Origin of the sequence: Nostocoides sp. F2B08 (assembly GCF_009184895.1) — a bacterium.
Taxonomy (GTDB): Bacteria; Actinomycetota; Actinomycetes; order Actinomycetales; family Dermatophilaceae; genus F2B08.
Window position 1 is genome coordinate 102,247 of sequence record NZ_WESE01000004.1, and the last position, 19,428, is coordinate 121,674.

19 protein-coding genes are annotated in these 19,428 nt (G+C 70.3%); 3 read left to right on the forward strand and 16 right to left on the reverse strand.

Annotated elements, in window-relative coordinates; all coding sequences use genetic code 11:
- The first annotated feature begins 6 nt into the window (after positions 1 to 6).
- Positions 7 to 561 (forward strand): RNA polymerase sigma factor, encoded by a 555-nt coding sequence (locus GA707_RS10370; RefSeq protein WP_226963705.1) that lies wholly within the window; start codon positions 7 to 9, stop codon positions 559 to 561.
- On the forward strand, positions 558 to 1,358 hold the full coding sequence (locus tag GA707_RS10375) for an anti-sigma factor (protein WP_152178376.1): 801 nt from the start codon (positions 558 to 560) through the stop codon (positions 1,356 to 1,358). Before GA707_RS10370 ends, GA707_RS10375 begins: the two co-directional genes overlap by 4 nt.
- Positions 1,359 to 1,380: 22 nt before the next feature.
- Here the strand turns inward: GA707_RS10375 and GA707_RS10380 are convergent, their stop codons facing one another.
- The 14 genes from GA707_RS10380 to GA707_RS10445 all read right to left on the reverse strand — a co-directional run bounded on the left by GA707_RS10380 (position 1,381) and on the right by GA707_RS10445 (position 15,453).
- On the reverse strand, positions 1,381 to 2,622 hold the full coding sequence (locus GA707_RS10380) for an acyl-CoA dehydrogenase family protein (protein WP_152178377.1): 1,242 nt from the start codon (positions 2,620 to 2,622) through the stop codon (positions 1,381 to 1,383).
- 8 nt (positions 2,623 to 2,630) lie between these two features.
- Positions 2,631 to 3,974 (reverse strand): acyl-CoA dehydrogenase family protein, encoded by a 1,344-nt coding sequence (locus tag GA707_RS10385; RefSeq protein ID WP_152178378.1) that lies wholly within the window; start codon positions 3,972 to 3,974, stop codon positions 2,631 to 2,633.
- 105 nt (positions 3,975 to 4,079) lie between these two features.
- Complete coding sequence (locus tag GA707_RS10390; RefSeq protein WP_226963706.1) at positions 4,080 to 4,883, reverse strand: DUF6390 family protein; 804 nt, start codon at positions 4,881 to 4,883, stop codon at positions 4,080 to 4,082.
- A complete protein-coding gene (locus GA707_RS10395) occupies positions 4,880 to 5,803 on the reverse strand; it encodes a DMT family transporter (protein WP_152178379.1) in 924 nt (307 codons plus the stop codon). Before GA707_RS10395 ends, GA707_RS10390 begins: the two co-directional genes overlap by 4 nt.
- Complete coding sequence (locus tag GA707_RS10400) at positions 5,800 to 6,078, reverse strand: HypC/HybG/HupF family hydrogenase formation chaperone (protein WP_193315275.1); 279 nt, start codon at positions 6,076 to 6,078, stop codon at positions 5,800 to 5,802. Before GA707_RS10400 ends, GA707_RS10395 begins: the two co-directional genes overlap by 4 nt.
- Positions 6,065 to 6,568: a hydrogenase maturation protease gene (locus tag GA707_RS10405; protein ID WP_193315276.1), complete on the reverse strand. Its 504-nt coding sequence runs from the start codon at positions 6,566 to 6,568 to the stop codon at positions 6,065 to 6,067. The genes GA707_RS10400 and GA707_RS10405 overlap by 14 nt, the downstream gene beginning before the upstream one ends.
- Positions 6,565 to 7,869, reverse strand: a complete 1,305-nt coding sequence (locus GA707_RS10410) for a Ni/Fe hydrogenase subunit alpha (protein ID WP_226963707.1) — start codon at positions 7,867 to 7,869, stop codon at positions 6,565 to 6,567. Before GA707_RS10410 ends, GA707_RS10405 begins: the two co-directional genes overlap by 4 nt.
- A complete protein-coding gene (locus GA707_RS10415) occupies positions 7,866 to 8,687 on the reverse strand; it encodes an oxidoreductase (protein WP_152178382.1) in 822 nt (273 codons plus the stop codon). The genes GA707_RS10410 and GA707_RS10415 overlap by 4 nt, the downstream gene beginning before the upstream one ends.
- Positions 8,687 to 9,544, reverse strand: coding sequence for an FAD/NAD(P)-binding protein (locus tag GA707_RS10420; RefSeq protein ID WP_152178383.1), 858 nt, complete (start codon positions 9,542 to 9,544; stop codon positions 8,687 to 8,689). Before GA707_RS10420 ends, GA707_RS10415 begins: the two co-directional genes overlap by 1 nt.
- Positions 9,541 to 10,011, reverse strand: a complete 471-nt coding sequence (locus tag GA707_RS10425; RefSeq protein WP_152178384.1) for a cyclic nucleotide-binding domain-containing protein — start codon at positions 10,009 to 10,011, stop codon at positions 9,541 to 9,543. Before GA707_RS10425 ends, GA707_RS10420 begins: the two co-directional genes overlap by 4 nt.
- Positions 10,008 to 11,171 (reverse strand): 4Fe-4S dicluster domain-containing protein, encoded by a 1,164-nt coding sequence (locus GA707_RS10430; protein WP_152178385.1) that lies wholly within the window; start codon positions 11,169 to 11,171, stop codon positions 10,008 to 10,010. Before GA707_RS10430 ends, GA707_RS10425 begins: the two co-directional genes overlap by 4 nt.
- Before the next feature lie 146 nt (positions 11,172 to 11,317).
- On the reverse strand, positions 11,318 to 13,186 hold the full coding sequence (locus GA707_RS10435) for a phosphoenolpyruvate carboxykinase (GTP) (RefSeq protein WP_152178386.1): 1,869 nt from the start codon (positions 13,184 to 13,186) through the stop codon (positions 11,318 to 11,320).
- A gap of 243 nt (positions 13,187 to 13,429) precedes the next feature.
- Entirely contained in the window at positions 13,430 to 15,178 is a 1,749-nt protein-coding gene (locus GA707_RS10440) for a sodium:solute symporter family protein (RefSeq protein ID WP_152178387.1), read from the reverse strand.
- Entirely contained in the window at positions 15,175 to 15,453 is a 279-nt protein-coding gene (locus GA707_RS10445; protein WP_152178388.1) for a DUF4212 domain-containing protein, read from the reverse strand. Before GA707_RS10445 ends, GA707_RS10440 begins: the two co-directional genes overlap by 4 nt.
- 274 nt (positions 15,454 to 15,727) lie before the next feature.
- On the opposite strand from GA707_RS10445, the gene GA707_RS10450 reads away from it, so the two are divergent.
- Positions 15,728 to 16,165, forward strand: coding sequence for a hypothetical protein (locus GA707_RS10450; protein WP_152178389.1), 438 nt, complete (start codon positions 15,728 to 15,730; stop codon positions 16,163 to 16,165).
- A 6-nt stretch (positions 16,166 to 16,171) separates the two neighbouring features.
- Here GA707_RS10450 and GA707_RS10455 read toward each other — a convergent pair whose 3' ends face one another.
- Both GA707_RS10455 and GA707_RS10460 read right to left on the reverse strand, forming a co-directional pair.
- Positions 16,172 to 16,963: a cyclopropane-fatty-acyl-phospholipid synthase family protein gene (locus GA707_RS10455; protein ID WP_193315277.1), complete on the reverse strand. Its 792-nt coding sequence runs from the start codon at positions 16,961 to 16,963 to the stop codon at positions 16,172 to 16,174.
- On the reverse strand, positions 16,960 to 19,404 hold the full coding sequence (locus GA707_RS10460) for a CDP-alcohol phosphatidyltransferase family protein (protein WP_152178391.1): 2,445 nt from the start codon (positions 19,402 to 19,404) through the stop codon (positions 16,960 to 16,962). The genes GA707_RS10455 and GA707_RS10460 overlap by 4 nt, the downstream gene beginning before the upstream one ends.
- Positions 19,405 to 19,428: the final 24 nt, after the last annotated feature.

The window sequence follows — 19,428 nt, forward strand, 5'->3', positions numbered from 1 at the left end:
AGTCGGGTGACGGAGACCGCCTACCAGACCGACGACAGCGACCTGCTGACCCGGGTCAAGGCCGGCGACGAACACGCCTTCGCCGAGCTGTACTCGCTGCACGGACGACTCGTGCACAGTGTGGCGCTGCGCCTGCTCGGCAACCACCACGACGCCGAGGACGTCACGCAGCAGGTGTTCGTGTCGGCGTGGAAGAGCCGGGACTCCCTCCGCGAGGGAGCAGGGTCCCTTGCGGGTTGGCTGGTGACCATCACCCGACGCCGCTGCGCCGACCTCGCTGCGACGCGGGCCCGGACCTCACGCACGGAGGAGGCCGCGGCCGCTGTGGCGGTCCCCATGGCACCGGCCGACCCGGCCCGAGCGGTTGAGAAGGTCATGCTGGCACATACCCTCGCCACCCTCGGCGAACCCCGCACCACCATCGTGCGCATGGCGGTCATGGACGACCGCCGGCACGAGGACATCGCCGAGACTCTCGGCCTGCCGCTCGGCACCGTGAAATCCCACATCCGCAGGGGACTGCTCCACCTGCGCTCCCGACTCGAGGAGGTGACCCCATGACCCATCTGACCGACGACCGCCTGGTCGATATCGCACTCGGATCCCCGAGCGACGCGTCCGAGACTCAGCACCTGATCGACTGCGCTGAGTGCGCGGCCGTGCTCGGCGGGGTCACCGACACCGTCTCCCTGACGCGCACCCTCGACTCCTCCGTGCTCGTCGCGCCCCCGGCGCGGGTGTGGGAGGCGATTCAGACGGAGATCAGTTCGGTTTACCCCACACCGTCGACGAACGTGGCCACGTCTCCCGACTCGCTCCCCGGCGGGCCGGTCGACGACCGCCCTTTCGAACCGGATGCTGAGGCGACCGTCACGAGTCTCTCCTCCCGGCACCGCCGGGGACGGCGCCCGGCGCTCCCCGGGGCCTGGCTCCTGGCCGCGGCGTGCGTGCTCGGCATCGTGCTCGGCGTCGGCGGTGCAGCGATCGCCGGCCGCATGGGCACCGAGCCACAGCCGAGTGAGACGACGGTCGCAAGCACCGATCTCGCACCCCTGGACGCCCCCACGACCCAGGGCAGGGCCGTCCTCGTCGACCGCGCCGACGGACTCGACCTCAACGTGTCGACGGCCGGACTCGACCCGGGTGACGGGTATCTCGAGGTCTGGCTGATCAACCGCGACCTGACCCGGATGGTCTCGGTCGGAGTCCTTCCGAACGACGCGACGGAGATCGTGCTGCCCGTGTCCCAGGACCTCATCGACCAGGGCTACGTCATCGTCGACATCTCCCGCGAGCAGTTCGACGACCAGCCGGCCCACTCCGGCGACACGGTCGTCCGCGGCGAGCTGCCGGTCTGAGTCGTATCCCGCCGACCCCGGTCTAGACGAGCTCCGAGCTGGTCAGTCCGAGCAGGCGGCGGGCGACGACGAGGAGCTGGATCTGCTGCGTGCCCTCGAATATGTCGAGGATCTTGGCATCCCGGGCCCACTTCTCGAGGAGCTCCCGCTCGGCGTAGCCGCTCGCTCCGCAGAGCTCGACACAGGACAGGGCGACCTCCACACAGATCCGCCCCGCCTTCGCCTTGGCCATCGAGGCCTGCATGGAGTTCGGGAGACCGTTGTCGGCCATCCAGGCCGCCCGCAGCGTGAGCAGGTACGCCGCCTCGTACTCGGCCTCCATCTGCATGAGGGTCCCGGCTGCCGATTGCTGGCTGTGCGCGGGCGCGTCCCAGTCCACCCGGACGCCTTCGGCGGCCAGGAGTTCGGTCGTGCGGTCCAGACATGCCCGTGTGAGGCCGACCGCCATCGCGGCGACGAGAGGCCGGGTGTTGTCGAAGGTCTGCATGGCCCCACCGAACCCGGTCTCCGATCGGATCTCGGGGTCGCCGAGCAGGTCGGCCGCGGGAACGCGGCAGTCCTCGAGGACGAAGGCCGCGGTGTCGGAGGCCCGGATGCCGAGCTTGTGTTCGAGCCGGATCAGGCGAAGACCCGGGTTGGACCGCTCGACGACGAACGACCGGATCGCGCGCTTGCCGAGCGACCGGTCGAGGGTGGCCCAGACGACGACGAGCTCGGCCCGCTCGCCGGCGGTCACATAGATCTTCTCGCCGTTGAGGACGTAGCGGTCGCCGTCCCGGGTGGCCGTGGTCCGGATCGCGCCCGAGTCGGATCCGCAGTCCGGCTCCGTGATCGCCATCGCGGCCCAGCGCCGTCCATATCGAGCCTTCTGCTCATCCGTCGCGACGGCGGCGATGGCTGCGTTGCCGAGCCCTTGGCCCGGGAGGGACAGGGTGAGTCCGACGTCGCCCCGGCAGGTCTCGAGGACCGAGAGCACCGACGCCAGGTTGGTGCCGTTGCGGTTGCCTCGGGTGTCGCGAGGACCCTGCGAAAGGGCCTGGTCCGCCGCACTTCCGCGGCTCGTCGCCCCGCGCGCCCCGGCTCCCTGACCTGCGCCGGAGTCCCCGAGGCCGTCGATGACCGCAGCGAGGAGGTCGAGCTCGACCGGGTAGGCGTGTTCGGCCCGGTCATAGGTCCGCGAGATGGGCCGGAGCACCTCCTCGGCGACGGCCCGCGCCTGCGCGACGAGCGGGCGGAAGCGTCGGGGCACCTCGAGATCGATCATCACGCCTCCTAGACCGTCAGGGTTCCCTCGAGCAGACCGGCGCCACGCAGGTCACGGAACCAGCGCTCGTTCGCCCATTCCTTGACGAACCCGTGACCGCCGAGCAGCTGCACCGCGTTGCTTCCGATCCACGTCCCATGCCGCGTCACGAGACGACGAGCCGCGGCCACCTGCCGGGAGGCGTCCAGGCCGGCGTCGAGGCGGGCGCCGGCCCGCCAGACGACGAGCCGCAGGGCGTCCAGCTCGATCGCGATGTCGGCGACGGTGAAGGCGACCGCCTGGCGGTGGGCGATTGGCGCGCCGAAGGCGTAACGGTCCTTCACGTAGGGCACGACCTGGTCGAGGACCGCCTGGGCAGCGCCGACCGCGCACGCCGACCAGGCGAGACGTCCCCGGCGGACGAGGTCGCGGTGGTCGTCGGCCGTCCCGAGGAGGTGGTCCTCCGGCACCTGCGCCGAGCGCAGGACCAGGCGTCCGGTCGCGGCCGCGCGAAGGCCCATCGCCGGGTCGTCCTCGACGAGCACCCCCGGGGTGGCCGCGGGGAGAAGGACCAGTCGGGGCGCTCCGTCGAGGACGGCGCTCACGACGAACAGCTCGGCGGTCCGGGCGAGGGGCACCAGCGCCTTGGTTCCCTCGAGGAGGAGCCCGCCTCGCCCACGGGATGCCGTGGTCCTCGGTGCGAGCGGGTCGAACAGTGGCTGGGGCTCATGGAGGGCGATCGCCGCCCGGGCGCGTGCGCCGTCCGATGCGTTGGCACTCCGCTCCGGCCCGACCAGGTGAGGCAGGTAGGTCGCCTGGTGGTCCGCGGTGCCGTAGCGGGCGACGGTCGTGGCGACCGAGCCCCCCGCCATCAGCGCGACTGCGATGGACAAGTCCCCCCGGGCGAGCTCCTCGAGCACGAGGCACGTCGTCAGCGCAGGACTCTCGTCGGCGACCCCACCGAGCGCGGTGGGCACCCCGAGCAGACCCAGACCCATCTCCTCAGCGGCCGCATGCACGTGGTCCGGCACCCGGCGTTCGTCGTCGGCGACCCTCCCGGCGGGAGCGATGAGGTCCTCCGCGAGCCGGCGTGCGGCGGCACGGAGCATCTCCTGCTCCTCGCTGGGGCGCAGGTCGAACAGGCCGGGTGACGTCGTCGGGCGGGTACGCACGGCCTGACCGCTGGTCGTGCGGCGGGCGAAGCTGCGTCCCACCGCGGCCTGGGCCGAGAACCCGCGGGCCGCACCGCGGCTGAGCACGCGGGCGACCCGGCGTCGCACGTCGCCGTTCTCGAGGACCGGAATGGCGCCGGCCCTGCTGAGCAGACGAAGTCCGGCGCGCTGACCGCGGTCGAGCAGGGAGGGGGCGGTCATGTCGCTCGCTTTCGTCGCAGCGGTGCCATCGCGACGATCGGGAACCGTCGGTGACAGTATGCGGTACTCGCTGTGTCCGGTACCGAGCGTACTGCATATCTCGGCTCAGCCGAGGAGGGCTGCGGCCCCCGGCACGGTCGGAGCGTTGGCCACCGCAAGCATCCGCGCCGTCATGACCTGGACCCATCTCGCGGATGCGGGGTCGAGCCGCTGACAGACCCACTGCCAGTGCATGGCCACGACATCGCCGGCTCGCAGCCGGTCACCCCCCGATCCCGGCCGGATGTCACCGCCGAGATGCATGACCACGTCGACCGAGTCCGGGCCGAGGCCGAGGTGGTGACCGTCATAGGTCAACGGTCGGTATCGGACCTCGGCCTCGTGCCCGTCGACGGAAAGCACCGTCCCGGAGCGGATGCGGCACCGGTCCAGGACGTGCAGCGGCTCGTCGACGAGTCGGCCCGTACGCAACAGGCCCACCCAGGGGTACACGGCGAAGACGTGGAAGTCATGGTGCGGTACCGCGTCGGCCGTCATGCCGTCGCGCAGGTGGGCCCACGAGGCGCCCGCACGGTCGGCGAAACGCTCCTCCATGGACCGGAACAGCAGCGCGGGACTGACGGCGTCGAGGAGGCGGTTGCCCACCCAGTACGCCGAGACGACGTCGGGGTCCAGCGGGTCGGCACGACCGTTGGCGGCCGCGATGAGCTGGAGGTAGGGCCAGGCACCCTCGAACCCCTGCGCGAGGTTCCGCAGGCCGCGGTCGTCGCCGCCGTCGGCTTCGTGATGCGACAGCTCCGCGAGCAGCTCATCGCCACCTCCCGGCCCGCAGTACCCGAGCGCGTTGGGTGGATAGGCGTAGCGCGCGAACAGCGCGGGGCCGGATCGAGCCCGGAGGGCGGCGATCACCGCGGTGCTGCCTCGACCGCCGGACGCCGGGCCATTGTCGCTCCCACGAGGAGGGCTCCGGCGGTGATCGTGACGAGCCAGGGCACCTGCGGTGCGAGCGAGGCCCCGTCGAGGACGCCGGCGAGCACGGCCGTGCCCACGGCGCCGACGACGAGGATCGCCGTGACGTCGATCGCCTGCGCCCGGGCGAGGGCGGCGAACCAGAAGCCGACATAGCCGGCCAGCAACAGCCCCGTCAGGACCAGCCACTGCAGCTGCACAGCGGTCAGCGAACCGAACGCCCCGAGCTGTCCTTGCACGGCTACCCAGACGAGCAGCACGATCGAGCCCAGACCCATCCGGGCGACGGCGAGAACGGAGCTGGGCACGTCGGCGAGCAGCCTCTTGGCGACCACGACCTCGATCGACCAGAGCAGGGTCGCCGCGAAGATCATCACCGCCCCCGCGTCGAGCGGGAACAGTCCCGCGCGCGAGAGGCCGACCTGTCCGAGCAACAGGAGTCCGACAGCGGCCAGGTGCGGCCACCGCAGCCGTTCCCGCAGCACGACGGCGGCGAGGATCGCCACCCAGACGATCAGCGTCTTGTGCAGGAACGCCGCTTGGGGGGACGACGCCCGGGACAGGCCCTCGAAGAACAGCACGAACGGCACACTGCCACCGACGACCCCGACCGCCGCCAGGCCCAGCCACTGGCGCCTCCCCCGGGGGTGGAACCGTTGCCCGCTCGAGGTCCGGCTGCGCTGGGCGGAGAGGATCGCGACGAGCCCGAGGACGAGCGCCGCGACGAGGTTCTTCGCCGTCGTGTAGACGGTTGCGCTGTCGAACAGCCGGACGGCCAACCCGTTGACGTACACCGAGAACGCGCTGATGGTGGCGGTGACGAGCGCCAGGACGAGTCCGGCCCGCCTGGTCTGGTTCATGACTCCTCCTGTGGGTGAGACGACGGAGAGGACGCGTCGGAGATCGAGCCCTGCACCGACGGACCGTGGCGCCAGGAGCGGAGGGCAAGCGCCTCGACCGCCTCATCGGGCTCGAGACGATGCAACGCGAATCCCGAGTGGACGAGGATCCAGTCCCCTGGGGCCACGTGCTCGTCGAGGGTGACGAGCGACACCGCCACCACCTGGTCCCCCAGCCGGGCTCGAGCCGAGGCTCCGCTCACGGCGTCGAGTCGGACGACCTCACCGAGGCACATCGACGGCTCGACTTTCCCGACCCACCTCGGTCGCATCCGACACGAGCAGCCGGCGCACGAGCGCGACGGCTTCGGGGACGGCCGCGGCAACCGCCGCGGTCAGCCCTCTTCCCTCTGCGACGTCTCCCGCCTCGACCCCCACGAGGGTCAGCCGGGCGGGTAGGCGGCCCAGGGTGCGGGAGAGCTCGACCGCTTCGCCGAGCCCGAAGGCGTGTGTGCCGCCGAGGGCCAGGCGACTCCAGTCGCGTGCTCCGCAACCGTCCTCCGCGATCTCTGTGACCGTGACCGTACCGGGCCGTGCCCCGGATACGACGGCGTCGATGACGACGACCCAGGGCTGGCCGCCCCAGTGCAGGACGAGATCCATCGGGTCCTCGCGCTCGAGCATCTCGACACCGGGGGGTGCCTGCGGGGTGAGCAGACCGGTGACGACGGGGCCGACCGCGTCGTCGCCGCGGTCGGGGTGGCCGAGTCCGATCACGAGGGTCACGACCGGTCCACCTGCAGGTCGAGGAAGTGGGTCGCGCAGGAGATGCACGGGTCATAGTTGCGGATCGCCTGCTCGCACCGATGCGTGAGCTCGTGGTCGTCGAGGTCGATCCACGCCTGGGCCGCAGCGCGCAGGTCCGCTTCGATGCTCGCCTGGTTCTGCGAGGTCGGTGGAACGATCTGCGCGTCCGTGATCAGGCCCGAGCCGTCGAGGACGTAGCGGTGGAAGATCGTCCCCCGGGGAGCCTCACTCGCGCCGCAGCCCTCACCCGCCCGCGGTGGGACGTCGACGAACGCGACCCGACCGTCGACCCACTCGTCGATGATGCGCAGGGCCTCCTCCACCGCATACAGCAGCTCGACCCCCCGCACGATGATGGACCGGAACGGGTTGCGGCAGGACTCCTCCAGTCCCGCGGCGCGGGCGGCTTCCTGACAGGTCGGCGAGAGACGGTCGAAGCCGAGGGTGTAGCGGGCCAGCGGCCCGACGACGTAGATCTCGCCGTCCAGAGTGGCCTGGAGCGCGTTCGAGTGCGCCACGTGGTGCTCGGTGATGTGCCGGGTGAAGTCCGAGACGGGAAAGGTGAGCCCGCTCGTCGTGACCGGGGTGCCGGACTCGATGGCGTACCCCCGCTCGGCCCGCAGGGCGAGATAGGGGTAGGGCTGGGTGAACTCGGGGAAGTCGAACTCCGCGACCAGCCGGATCGCGGCGAGCGCATCGTCCCGGGCCCGCTCGAGATCGGGGACGATCCGCCCCAGCTCGGAACGCGTCGGAAGTCTGTAGAAGCCGCCGACCCGCACGTTGACCGGATGGATCGCCCGCCCCCCGACGAGGCTCATGAGCTCGTTGCCGACCTTCTTCAGCCGCAGCCCGAGCTCGACGGCCCCCGGGTGGTCGGCGGCCATCTCGACGGCGCCGTCGTACCCGAGGAAGTCTGGTGCGTGCAGGAGGAACATATGGAGGGCGTGGCTCTCGATCCACTCCCCGCAGTAGAGGAGTCGGCGAAGGGCGAGCACGTGGGGTGGAACCTCAACCCCGCAGGCCGCCTCGATCGCCCAGCAGGCGGCCGTCTGGTAGGCGACCGGGCAGATGCCACAGATGCGCGCGGTGATGTCCGGCGGCTCGGTGTGGGCGCGGCCCCGCAGGAATGCCTCGTAGAACCGCGGCGGCTCGAAGATTTCGAGCCGGACCGTCTCGACGACTCCGTCCCTGATCTCGATGTGCATGCCGCCCTCGCCCTCGACCCGCGCCAGCATGCCGACCTGGAGGACCTGACCGCCGTCCTTCATCGTGTGCGTCACGTGGACACCTCCTCGGCGGTCGCCGTGCCCGCGGTCGACCCGCTCACCACCCGCTGACTCTCTGCCCTGAACGCCTCGGCCCCCGTGTTGAACGTCCGGTACAACCGGATGACCTGCGGCTCGCTCATCCCCTGCGCGCGTAGCCGCCGGGTCATCGACGGCAGGTTCGCCGAGTCCTGCGGGCCGAAGCAGCCGTAGCACCCGCGCGCGAAGGACGGACAGAGCGCGCCGCAGCCGGCCTGGGTCACCGGTCCCAGACAGGGCGTGCCGTCGGCGACCGCGACGCAGACGTTGCCGCGCTCCTTGCACTCGATGCACACGCTGTAGGTGGGGATCCGCGGTTTGCGGCCGGCCAGCAGTGCGGCGAGGAGCTCGAGCAGCTGTCGCTTGTCGATCGGGCAGCCGCGCAGCTCGTGGTCGACGCTGACGTGGGCCGCGATGGGGGTCGAGCGATCCAGGGTCTCGACGTACTCGGGATGCGCGTAGACGACGGAGCGGAACTCACGGACGTCGCCGAGGTTGCGCAGTGCCTGGATGCCACCGGCCGTCGCACAGGCTCCGATCGTCACGAGCGTGCCGGACATCGCCCGGATCTGCTGGATCCGCTCCGCATCGTGGGGGGTGGTGACCGACCCCTCGACGAGTGACACGTCGTAGGGCCCCTCGACCACGGCCCGGGTCGCCTCGGGGAAGTACGCGATGGTCACGGCGCCGGCGATGGACAGCAACTCGTCCTCGCAGTTGAGCAGCGTGAGCTGGCACCCGTCGCATGACGCGAACTTCCAGACGGCCAGGGACGGCTTGCCCGCGGTACCCATCACAGCTCCCACCTGGACATCAGCGGCTCGAGCCGGTCGAACCCGAGCACCGGTCCGTCGACGCAGAGGAACAGCTCCCGCAGCTGGCAGTGCCCGCAGAGCCCGACGCCGCACTTCATGTTGCGCTCCATCGACAGCCGGATCCGGTCGGCGCGCACCCCGCGGTCACGCAACGCCAAGGCGGTCGAGCGCATCATGACCTCCGGACCGCAGACGTATGCGGTGGTCCGGCTGGGATCGAAACCCGCCCGCGGCACGAGGCGGGTGACCAGCCCGACGCGGCCGCGCCAGTCGTGCGGGCCGTTGTCGACGGTCACGGCGACCTCGACGTCGTGGTCTCGCTCCCACCGCTCGAGGTCCGGCGCGAAGAGGATGTCCTCGGGCGTGCGTGCCCCGTAGAGGAGAAGGACGCGGTTGTACCGCTCCCGGTTGCGAACCACCTGGAGGAGCGCCGGCCGCAGCGGCGCCAGGCCGATCCCGCCGGCGACGAGGACGACGTCGCCGCCCTCTCCGCGCTCGACCTCCCACCCCGTCCCGAAGGGTCCCCGCACTCCGAGCACTCCCCCGCGCGGCGTCGCGACCAGTGCTCGGGTGACGCTGCCGACGTTGCGGATGGTGTGCTCGAGGAGACCGCCACCAGACGGGTCGCCGCTGATCGAGATGGGCACCTCCCCCACCCCGGCCGCGAGGAGCATCGTGAACTGGCCCGCCGCGAACCTGAGCGGGTCGCCACCGACCGGCGCGAGCTCGAGCGTGAAGGTGTCGCGCGTGTCCCGCCTCGTCCTCTCCACCCGGAACGACCGCGGCAGCATGGCATCGACGGCCTGACTGCGCTCGGCGGAGAGGACCTCGGTCATCGCGTCCTCGTCCCGTACAGGTCGACGAGCCGAACGCGCGCCGCCTCGAGTCGTTCGTGCATCGTCCGGGCGACGCGCGACAGCAGGACGTACCCGACCGCCGGGTCGGCGTCGCACTTGGTGCGCAGACAGACTGCGTCGAAGCCGACCGCGCGGGTGTCCACGGTGGCCCTGGCGTCGAAGACCCACCGGTATGGCGGGACGAGCCATGAGAAGCCGAGGACCTCGCCGGCGTCGACGGTGTCGATGATGCTGGCTCCGCCGGCGACCTCGTGCAGCTGGATGGCGACCCGACCCTCCTTGATCAGGTAGAAGAAGTCGGCGGGCTGGCCCTCCTGGAAGACGAGCTCGTCGGGGCGGAAGTGGACATTGCGCGCGCATCCGGCGAGGAGTGCGACGACCTCCTCGCCGACCCCTTCGAAGAAGGGATGCTCCCGCAGGGTCTCGTCCAGGGTGCGTACCGTCATGGCTGTCTCGCCCTCCGTTCCTCGCGGTGCTCCGCGACGCGGCGCAGCTCGCCCGCCTCCGCGGTGATGTCGATGGCCGCAGGGCACCACGTGATGCACCGACCGCAGCCGACGCAGCCCGAGGTCCCGAACTGGTCCTTCCAGGCCGCCAGCTTGTGGGTCATCCACTGTCGATAGCGCGACCTCGTCGACTCGCGCACAGCGCCCCCGTGGATGTAGGAGTAGTCGGCGGAGAAGCACGAGTCCCACACCCGGTGCCGCTCGGACGTCGCGCCGGCGAGATCGCTGACGTCGGTGATCGACGTGCAGAAGCACGTCGGACAGACGAGGGTGCAGTTGCCGCAGCTCAGGCACCGGTCGGCCACGTCGTCCCAGACGGCCGACTCGGCGTTGTCGTAGAGGATGTTCTTCAGGTTCGTGTCGTCGAGCCGGCGCCCCATCCGCTGGGCCGCCTGCTCGCCCACGCTTGCGGCGTGCGCGAGGTCCTCATCCGTCGCATCGCGCGCGGCGAGCCGCTCGAGCAGTTCCGCACCGCGTGGTGATCCCGGCCGGGCGACGAAGCGGTGCGGTCCGTCCGCATACAGCTCGGTGAGGGCGATGTCGAACCCCTCACTGGGCACGGGACCGGTGTCCATGGAAACGCAGAAGCAGGTGCCGGCCGGGTCGGTGCACGTGACCGCGATGATCACGGAGTCCGTGCGGCGCGTCGCGTAGTGCGCGTCGGCGACCGCGCGTCCGGTGAGGACGCGATCGTGGATCCGGATCGCAGCCAGGTCGCAGGAGCGCAGTCCCAGGACGGCGTACGGAGGGCCGTATCGATCGTCGTCCGGCCGATCGTCGTCCGGCCGGTCGATCTGCGGGCCGTCGGGTCCGGACCGGCTGCGCCACAGCAGCTCGTCCGCGGGGAAGAAGACCGGTTTCGCGGACTGTGCACCGCAGGCGAACCCGAAGACCGCATCGTCGCCGCGGCGACGGAGTCGGTAGTGGGCACCGTCCTGCTCGTCACCCCAGCCGTGCGGCAACTGGGAGACGGACGTGAGGGGGCGGATGTCGATCGCACCGTCGACGACAGTAGGGCCCAGGACGGAGTACCCGCGGCTCGACAGGATGTCGATCAGTTCTTGCAGGTCGTCCAGGGCCAGGGTGTGAGCACCGGTCATGACGTGACCTCCGGCTCACACGCTACTCCGCACGGAGCGGCCCCGGGACGGGTCTGAGAGCACGGCCACAGGGCGGGGAGTCTGTGGTCTCCCCGCCCTGCGGGCGGCCGCTCGGAGGCGGCCGTGGATGGCGAACTCGGAGGTGGCTACACGGTCGTGGACGGAGCCAGGGCCTGGTCGCCGACCTCGTCGAGGGCCTTCGCGACGCGGCGGTGGGCGTCCCAGATCTCCTCGGGAAGGTCGTGGAACTGGTTCAGGTGCTCCTCGCGGAACCCCATCTCCGCACGCCAGCGCTCGATGTCGATGTCGAGGATGGTGTCGAGGTCCTTCTGCGGCAGCTCGAGGCCGGTCAGGTCGAGCTCCTCCTGGGTCGGGATGACGCCGACCGGGGTCGAGCGACCCGTGACCTCACCGTCGCGCAGCCGCATCAGCCAGAGCAGCGGCCGGAGGTTCTCCCGGTACCCTGGCCAGAGGAAGTGGCCCGTCTCCGGGTCGCGCTGGAACCAGTTGACGTGCGCGAAGATCGGCTGTTCCTTCGCCGCACCGACGATCTTGAACCACTGCGCCGCGTAGGCGCCTTCGGGGTAGGACATGAACGGGCGCATCGACATCGGGTCGTAGCGCAGCTTGCCCTCGACCCCCTCGGCGGCCGCGGTCGCCTCCGCGCCGAGCGTGAGGCCGTCGTAGACACCCTCGGCGAGATCGGTGATCGCCCGGATGAGCGGCTCACGGTCTCGGGTACGGCCCCCGAAGATGATCGCGTCGATCTTCACGCCGGCCGGGTCGTCGTAGTCGGCGGCCACGTTCGGCACGTTCGCCAGACTCGTCGTGAACCGGCTGTTCGGGTGCGCCCAGGGCTCGTCGCGCTCGTCCGGGAGACGCTCGGAGATGAGCTCTCCCTTCCAGTCGCGCCAACCCTCCTCGTTCGCCGGGTGGTGCTTGGTCTTGCCCTCCCACCACACTTCGTGGGTCTTCTCGTTGTAGGCCACGTTGGTGAACAGGGCGTCGGTGCCGGGCCTGATGGCCTCCAGAGCGGTCGGGTTGGTCACCTCGTTGGTGTCCTTGGCGACACCGAACACGCCGTTCTCGGGGTTCATGCCGTACAGCGCGCCGTCGGCACCGACCCACAGCCAGGCGATGTCGTCCCCGTAGAACGAGACGTGGTACCGGTCACCGAGAGCGTCCGGAGCCAGCGTCATCGCGAGGTTGGTCTTGCCCGAGGCGCTCGGGAAGCCGCCACAGATGTTCCACGTCTTCCCGGTCTCCTTGTCGGTGATCCCGAGGAGCATGAACTGCTCGGAGAGGAACTCGCCCGACGCATACCCGTCGTAGGCGGCCTGTCGCAGGCCGTGCGCGATCTTGCCGAGCAGGGCATTGCCGCCGTACGAGCTGCCGAAGTGGAGGATGGTGCGCTCGTCGGCCACGGTGACGAAGTACCGCATGTCGTCCGGAGTTCCCTGACCGAGGTTCTCCAGGTCGCCGGTCACGTGGACGGCGCGCACGAACATGTCCGGGTCGCGGAGGTTGTTGATCAGGTCGACGCCCACCCGGGCCATGCGGATCATGTGCATGACGACCGTGCGGTTGTCGGTCAGCTCCACACCGGCGGCGAACCGCTCGAGGGGGCTGCCGGGCGGCGCCATGAGGTAGGGGATGACGTACATCGTCTTGCCGGCCAGGGCACCCTTCATGTTGCCCTCGACGATCGGCCGGATCTCGTCGGTGTGGCGCCAGTTGTTGTAGACACCCTTGTCCCGGTGGCGGCTCGTCGCGACGATCGTGCGCTCCTCGGATCGCGCCGTGTCCTTGTAGTAGCTCTGCGAGTAGTAGAGCCCGTCCCCCGCCGGCTTGATCTCGCCGGCATCCAGCCCCTCCTGGATCAGGCGCGCGTCGTCGGAGGCGTTCACCACCTCGACGCGATCGGCAGCGGTGTGCTCCGCCCAGTGCCGGACGAACTCCCGCACCGCTGGGTTGTTCAGACCCGCTTCATCGAGGACCTTGTCAACATCGACCACGGTCGGCGTACCTTTCTCCGTGCTGCGCAGCCGTCGTGGGGCGTTGCTCGCCACCTGTCGCGATCGGGCGCCGTGCCCCCCATTCCACCAGAGATGGCCCACGGGGAGCACATCCGGACCGGCCAGTGTGAGGGATCCCTCGTCCGCGGCCACGGGACCCGAAAACATGCTGGTGACCTGACCAAACACGGGCGGCGCCCCGGATCCGACCGGACCCGGGGCGCCGCTTGGGGCAGTACCGTTCTAGGGCCGGTCGTGCCGGTCCTCGCCGTGCAGCTCGGCCTCCGAGAGCGTGCCTTCGGCGTGTGCGACGACGAGCTCGGAGCGCCCTGGGTAGCGGACGTCCTCGATCACCTTCTGCATCAGCGGCGTCGGCTTCGGCGTGAACTGCGAGACGACGAAGATCGTCAGCAGGTTGAGGATCATGCCGATCGTTCCCACACCCGTCGGGGGGATCCCGAGGATCGGGTCGTTGCCGAAGAAGGTCGGCAACGTCCACAGCTGGTACAGGAGCGTGAAGCTCAGACCCACGGCCATTCCGGCTGCGGCGCCGATCGCGGTGGCCTTCTTCCAGAAGATCCCGAGGAACAGGATCGGGAAGAAGCTCGCGGCCGCCAAGCCGAACGCGAGGGCGACGACCTCCGCGACGAATCCGGGCGGGTTGATGCCGAGGTAGCCGGCGATGAAGATCGCGCCGCCCATGGCGATGCGGCCGACGAGCAGCTGGCGCGCCTCCGAGGCGGCGGGGTTGATCCTCTTGTAGTAGATGTCGTTGGCCACCGAGCTCGAGATGACGAGCAGGAGACCGGACGCGGTCGACAGAGCCGCGGCCAGACCACCCGCGGCGACGAGGCCCACGATCGGCGCGGGCAGGCCGGCGATCTCCGGTGCGGCGAGGACGACGATGTCGTTGTTGACGAAGACCTCCGACGTCACACCGACGTCGGCCGCCGTCGCGGCGAAGCCACCGGCGAGGTCGATCACCGAGTTGCCGTTCGAGTCCGACACCGTGATCAGACCCACGTCGACCCACGTGTTGAACCATCCGGGGGTCTCGTCGACCGGCGTTCCGTTGATCTGGTCGATGAAGTTGAACTTGCTCATGGCGCCGATGGCAGGAGCCATCGTGTAGAGGAGCGAGATGAAGAAGAGGGCCCACAGTGCCGAGTAGCGGGCGGCTCGCACGCTCTTGGCGGTGTAGAAACGGACGATCACGTGTGGAAGGCCCGCCGTCCCGAACATCAGGGCAGCGGTGATGAGCACCATGTTGATCATCGACGTCCGGGTGAACGCCTCGGTGTACGCATCGATCCCGAGGTCCTGCTGCAGGCCGTTGAGCTGCTGGAGGATCTCGCCGAAGCTGAGGTAGGGAACCGGGTTGCCGGTCAGGTTGGCGGAGATCGCGACGACCGGGATGATGTAGGCGATGATCAGCACCGTGTACTGCGCCACCTGCGTCCAGGTGATGCCCTTCATCCCGCCGAGCACGGCGTAGAAGAAGACGATGACCATGCCGATGACCACACCGAGGGTGCGGTCGACGCCGAGGAAGCGCTGGAAGACCACCCCGACACCGCCCATCTGGCCGGCGACGTAGACGAACGAGATGACGAGGGCACAGACCACGGCGATCAGGCGGGCGGTCTCGTTGTACCGGTCACCGACGAAGTCGGGGACGGTGTACTTGCCGAACTTGCGCAGGTAGGGAGCGAGCAGGAGCGCGAGAAGCACATACCCGCCGGTCCATCCCATGAGGAAGACCGACCCGCCGTAGCCGTTCTGTGAGAAGGCGATGATGCCGGCCATCGAGATGAACGACGCCGCGCTCATCCAGTCGGCGGCGACCGCCGCCCCGTTCGCCGGCGCCGGGATACCACCGCCGGCGACATAGAAGCCCTTGGTGTCGGAGACGCGGCTCCGGTAGGCGATCCAGATGTAGAGGGAGAAGGTGATCGCGACGAAGATCGCGGTCCACAGCTGAGTCTCGCTCATGAGTGGTGCACCTCCTGCTCGTACTCGGTGATGCCGTACCTGGCATCCAGCCGGTCCATCATCTTCACGTAGACGAAGATGAGCAGGACGAACACGACGATCGAGCCCTGCTGGGCGAACCAGAACCCGAGCGGCACTCCGAGGAAGGAGACCGAGTTGAGCTGCTCGACGAAGACGATCCCGGCACCGAAGGACACGAGGGCCCAGATGGTGAGCAGGATCGCCATGAGTTTCAGATTTTCTCGCCAGTAGGCCTGGCGTTGCTGAGCATCCATAGTGCGTCCTCGTTGACGTAGTGGTGGCACCAGCCCGTGCGCGACTAGCAGGGTGAACGTAGCCGCCACACGGCACCGCACTCACTACCCCTCGCCGTCGCCTGCGGCCGGTGGGAGGGCGCGCGCGCCGAGCGGTCTGCGCGTCGCGGTGAACGGCACCGCGAGCGGTCGGTCCGACGAGGGCCGACCGTCGGGCGCCCGAAAGCCCGCGCTGCGCAGTCTCCGTCGGCCCGGCACCTGTCGCGGTGGCCGATGGCGCCCTAGGGTGGCTGACATGCCAGCAGTTCCCCGCCGCCGCATGCACCCTGGCCGCAAACGCATGCTCTGGGCGTCCATCGCTCTCTTCCTCGGCGCCTTCCTGCCCTGGATGTACACCCCTCTGGGCACCGTGTCCGCCATCGGAGCGCTGAGCGATCTCATGCTGGACGGCCAGCCCGGCGCGTGGATCCTCTACGCGTCGTTCGCCGCCCTCGCCGCAGGCGTGGCCCCGTGGCGGTTGTTCTCCGTGGTCAACGGCTTCATCGTCGCAGTCGTCGCCGTCGGCCTGCCGGTGTACCACCTCCTTCGGATGTGGAGCCAGGTCGGGTTCGCCGGCTGGATGCCCGGCCCGGGGGTCGTCCTCTCCATCGCCGGCGGGGTCCTCTGCGCGATCGGTGCGCGCGAGCTCCTGACCCTCACCGCGGAGCCCGCAGAAGCCGCCGTCAGAGCCTAGGAACCGCTAGCCGCCATCGACGCCGGACGCCGCCAGGCGCTCGGCGACGACTGCGAACTTGCGCATCCGTCCCGCACCCAGCCACTCCGCCCAGAGCCGGTGTGAGTCGACCAGGCCCGCCACCGCGTCCCGGTCGGGACCGGGCGGCACGGTCGCGAGCAGGGTCGCGTAGGACGCAGCCAGGGCGCGGGCCGTGTCGGCGTGGCTCCGAGTCCAGTCCTCTGTCCAGACCGTCCTCAGGCCCAGCTCCTCGAGCGCCGAACCGAGATCGTGGAGAGTCACCGGCCACACGGTCTCCGATGCCGGCATGCGCTCCCGCTCGAGCCCATTCAGAGGGGGGCCCTCCTCGACGGTGAACACGAACCGCCCGCCCCCGTGGAGCGCCGAGGCGATCGCCTGCAGGAGGACGTCCTTGGCTCGGAAGGCCAGCATCGTCTCGAGGAGGACGACGACGTCGAACCGTCCCGCCGGAAGCGGTGGCACCCGGGCCACCTCGAAGTCGGCTCTGAGCCCCGCTGAGGCCGCGCCCTCCCTGGCGAGGGCGATGGAGTCGGCGTCCGCGTCCACGCCGAGGTATTGGCACTCGTAGTCGCCGACGAGCAGGAGTCCGGGCCCGGCGACTCCGCAGCACAGGTCCACGACGCGGGTGCCGGCGACGATGCCTCCGTGGTGGGCCAGCGTGCGGATCTGGCGAGCCGTCACGAAGCTCTCCTGTCCGACGAACTCGCCGGGCGGAAAGGCGACCCGACGGGCCTCCCGCAGGGCCTCACCCAGCGGAGCCGTCCCAGCGGTCGTCACCGTCCGCCCTCCGGTTCGGAGTAGGTCGTCAGGAACCGGTCCCGGAACTCGTCCATAGACAAGACCGGCGCGTCGCCCGACGGACGGAGTCCCGCCTCCCAACTCCAGCCGTCGATGCGCTCCAGCACCGCCGGGTCGTCGGCGATGACGGTCACCGGCACATCCCGGTTGCCACCGAAGCCGCTGACGATCGTGCCGGGCTGATGGTCACCCACGAGCAGGACGACCATCCCGTCCCCCTCGTCTCGGATGAAGTCGAGAACGGTCCGCAGGGAGTACTGCAACGCAGACCGGTATGCGTCCGGCACCTGGTCGCGGTCGCTCCACAGGTCGGCGGCCGACGTGGCCTCGGCGCGAATCGACTCGAAGACGGATCCGTCGCCGAGGTCGGAGGGATCGACGGCGGTGGGCAGCGGGGCCCACGGTCCGTGGCTGGAGGTCAGGGCGACATGGGCCATCACGGGCGGCCGGGTCGGGTCGGTCAGCTCCTGGCGCATGAACGAGGTGAGAGCGAACTGGTCGGGCATCCCCGAGAAGCCGAAGCTCGGGCCCGCGTAACCGAGGTTCGTGCGGTCGTAGACGGTGTCCACGTCGTAGAACCGCTGGCCCTCGGGCCATGGCTCCCGGTTCGAGGGCAGCACGGCCACGGTTCGCCACCCGTTCCGGGCGAAGATAGACGTGATCGTGCTGCGTGAGCTCGAGAGCACCCGCTCGTAGCGCTGCTGGTCGTCGACCCAGAGCCCGGACATGAGCGACGCGTGGGCGAGCCAGCTGCTCCCTCCGAACGTGGGCGAGGTCAGGTAGGCGCTCCTGGCGCGATATCCGTCGGCAGCCAGCTCCTCGGTGCCGGCGTCGAGCAGCGCACGCACCGGCGCCATGTCGGGTCCCTCGAGCGCGGCCCGGCCGTAGCTCTCGACGAAGACGACGACGACGTCCTTGCCTTGGAGAGCCGACAGCTCGCCGCTCGCCGGCTGCCGGAAGGCGTCGTCCGCGATGGCACGTTCGAACCGTCGCTGGTCGCGGATGGCATCCACCGTGGCCGTGACCTTGTCGACCGCGAACCGGCCTCCGTCGACCGAGGCGACCGAGCCGCCACCCGGTTCCAGGCGGATCCCCGTAGCGGCGAGGACGACCCACGCCACCGCCAGTGCGAGCACGACACCGGCACCGGCACGAGGGCGTCGGGTGAGCACGCGGACGAGGCGCGCAGCGGCCAGAGGGACACCGACGAGCGCGACCACGGCCACCAGGCCCGCGCCCAGCAGCGCACCTCGGGCCGCCCATGGACCGGCCGACTCCCGGACGAAGTCCAGACCGGACCCCAGCAACGCGAGGTCGGTGACCACGGTGAAGGGCCGGTCCAGCACGGCGAAGGCGCCGATGTCGAGGACCTTGAGGACGGCGATCAGGCCGAGGAGGGCGCCGGCGACCCCGGAGAACAGCCGAGCAGACCGCGCGGAGCGCGATGCCAGCACGAGCACCAGACCGGCCACCACCAGGGCCTCGACGGGCAGCCGGGCGAAGGCGAGCGGGGTGATGCGATCCGGTCGGGTCGGCGCCAGCAGCGCGAACCACACGACGACAGCGGCAAGGACGGCGAGGCCAGTCCCGACGACTCGCGCGAAAGCCGTGGTGCGTCGCGGCGTCTGCGCGGCCGAGTCGACCTCCTCGGCTCGTCTCCGCCACAGCCACACGACGTCGCGACCGAAGGACTCGGCCAGCAGTGCGAGCGCGGCGAGCACGACGGCGCTCCTGGTCCACGGAGGGAGAAGGTCGATGAGAGCGATGACGAGCCCGACACCGACAGCAGCCGTGACGATCTTGCGCCAGTAGCGGTACGGGAGGGGACGCCGCATCCACGGCAGCAGGATCCCGGCCAGCGCGAAGACGTATCTCGCGAGCCCTGCGACGACGACCCACCACCCGAGGACGGAACCGACCGCCACGCTGAGCACGAGGATGAGGAAGGCGTCGACCTCGCCGTCGAGTCGAGCGCCCAGGGTCGTCGCCGTCCCGGTCCGCCTCGCGAGCCATCCGTCGACGGCGTCGAGGCCGAGGGCGGGGATGGCCAGGACCAGGATCGCGGGGGTCACGGGGTGGCCGGCGATGAGCTCGGCCGTCAGGGCCGCCACGCCGCAGGCCAGGACGGCTCGGCCCACGGTGACGCCGTCCGCGGGCCCGAGCCCGGAGCTACCGGCCCTGGACGCGGCTCGGGCGAGACCGACGCTCAACGCGACCCCGCATACCGATCCGATGACGAGCGCGACCGGGGCCAGGCCCACGAGGCGGGAGAGTGCGGCGAGGAGGACGGTGAGGGAGACGAGCCCGAGCGTGATCGTGAGCGCGACCGGCATCCGCCGCCGAGGGACCCGCCGGCCGGTGCGCACCTCGGCGACCCGGCCGGCGTCGACGGACTCCTGTGCCGTCACGTCGGCCGACACGTCATCAGCTCCCTGGTCTCTCGA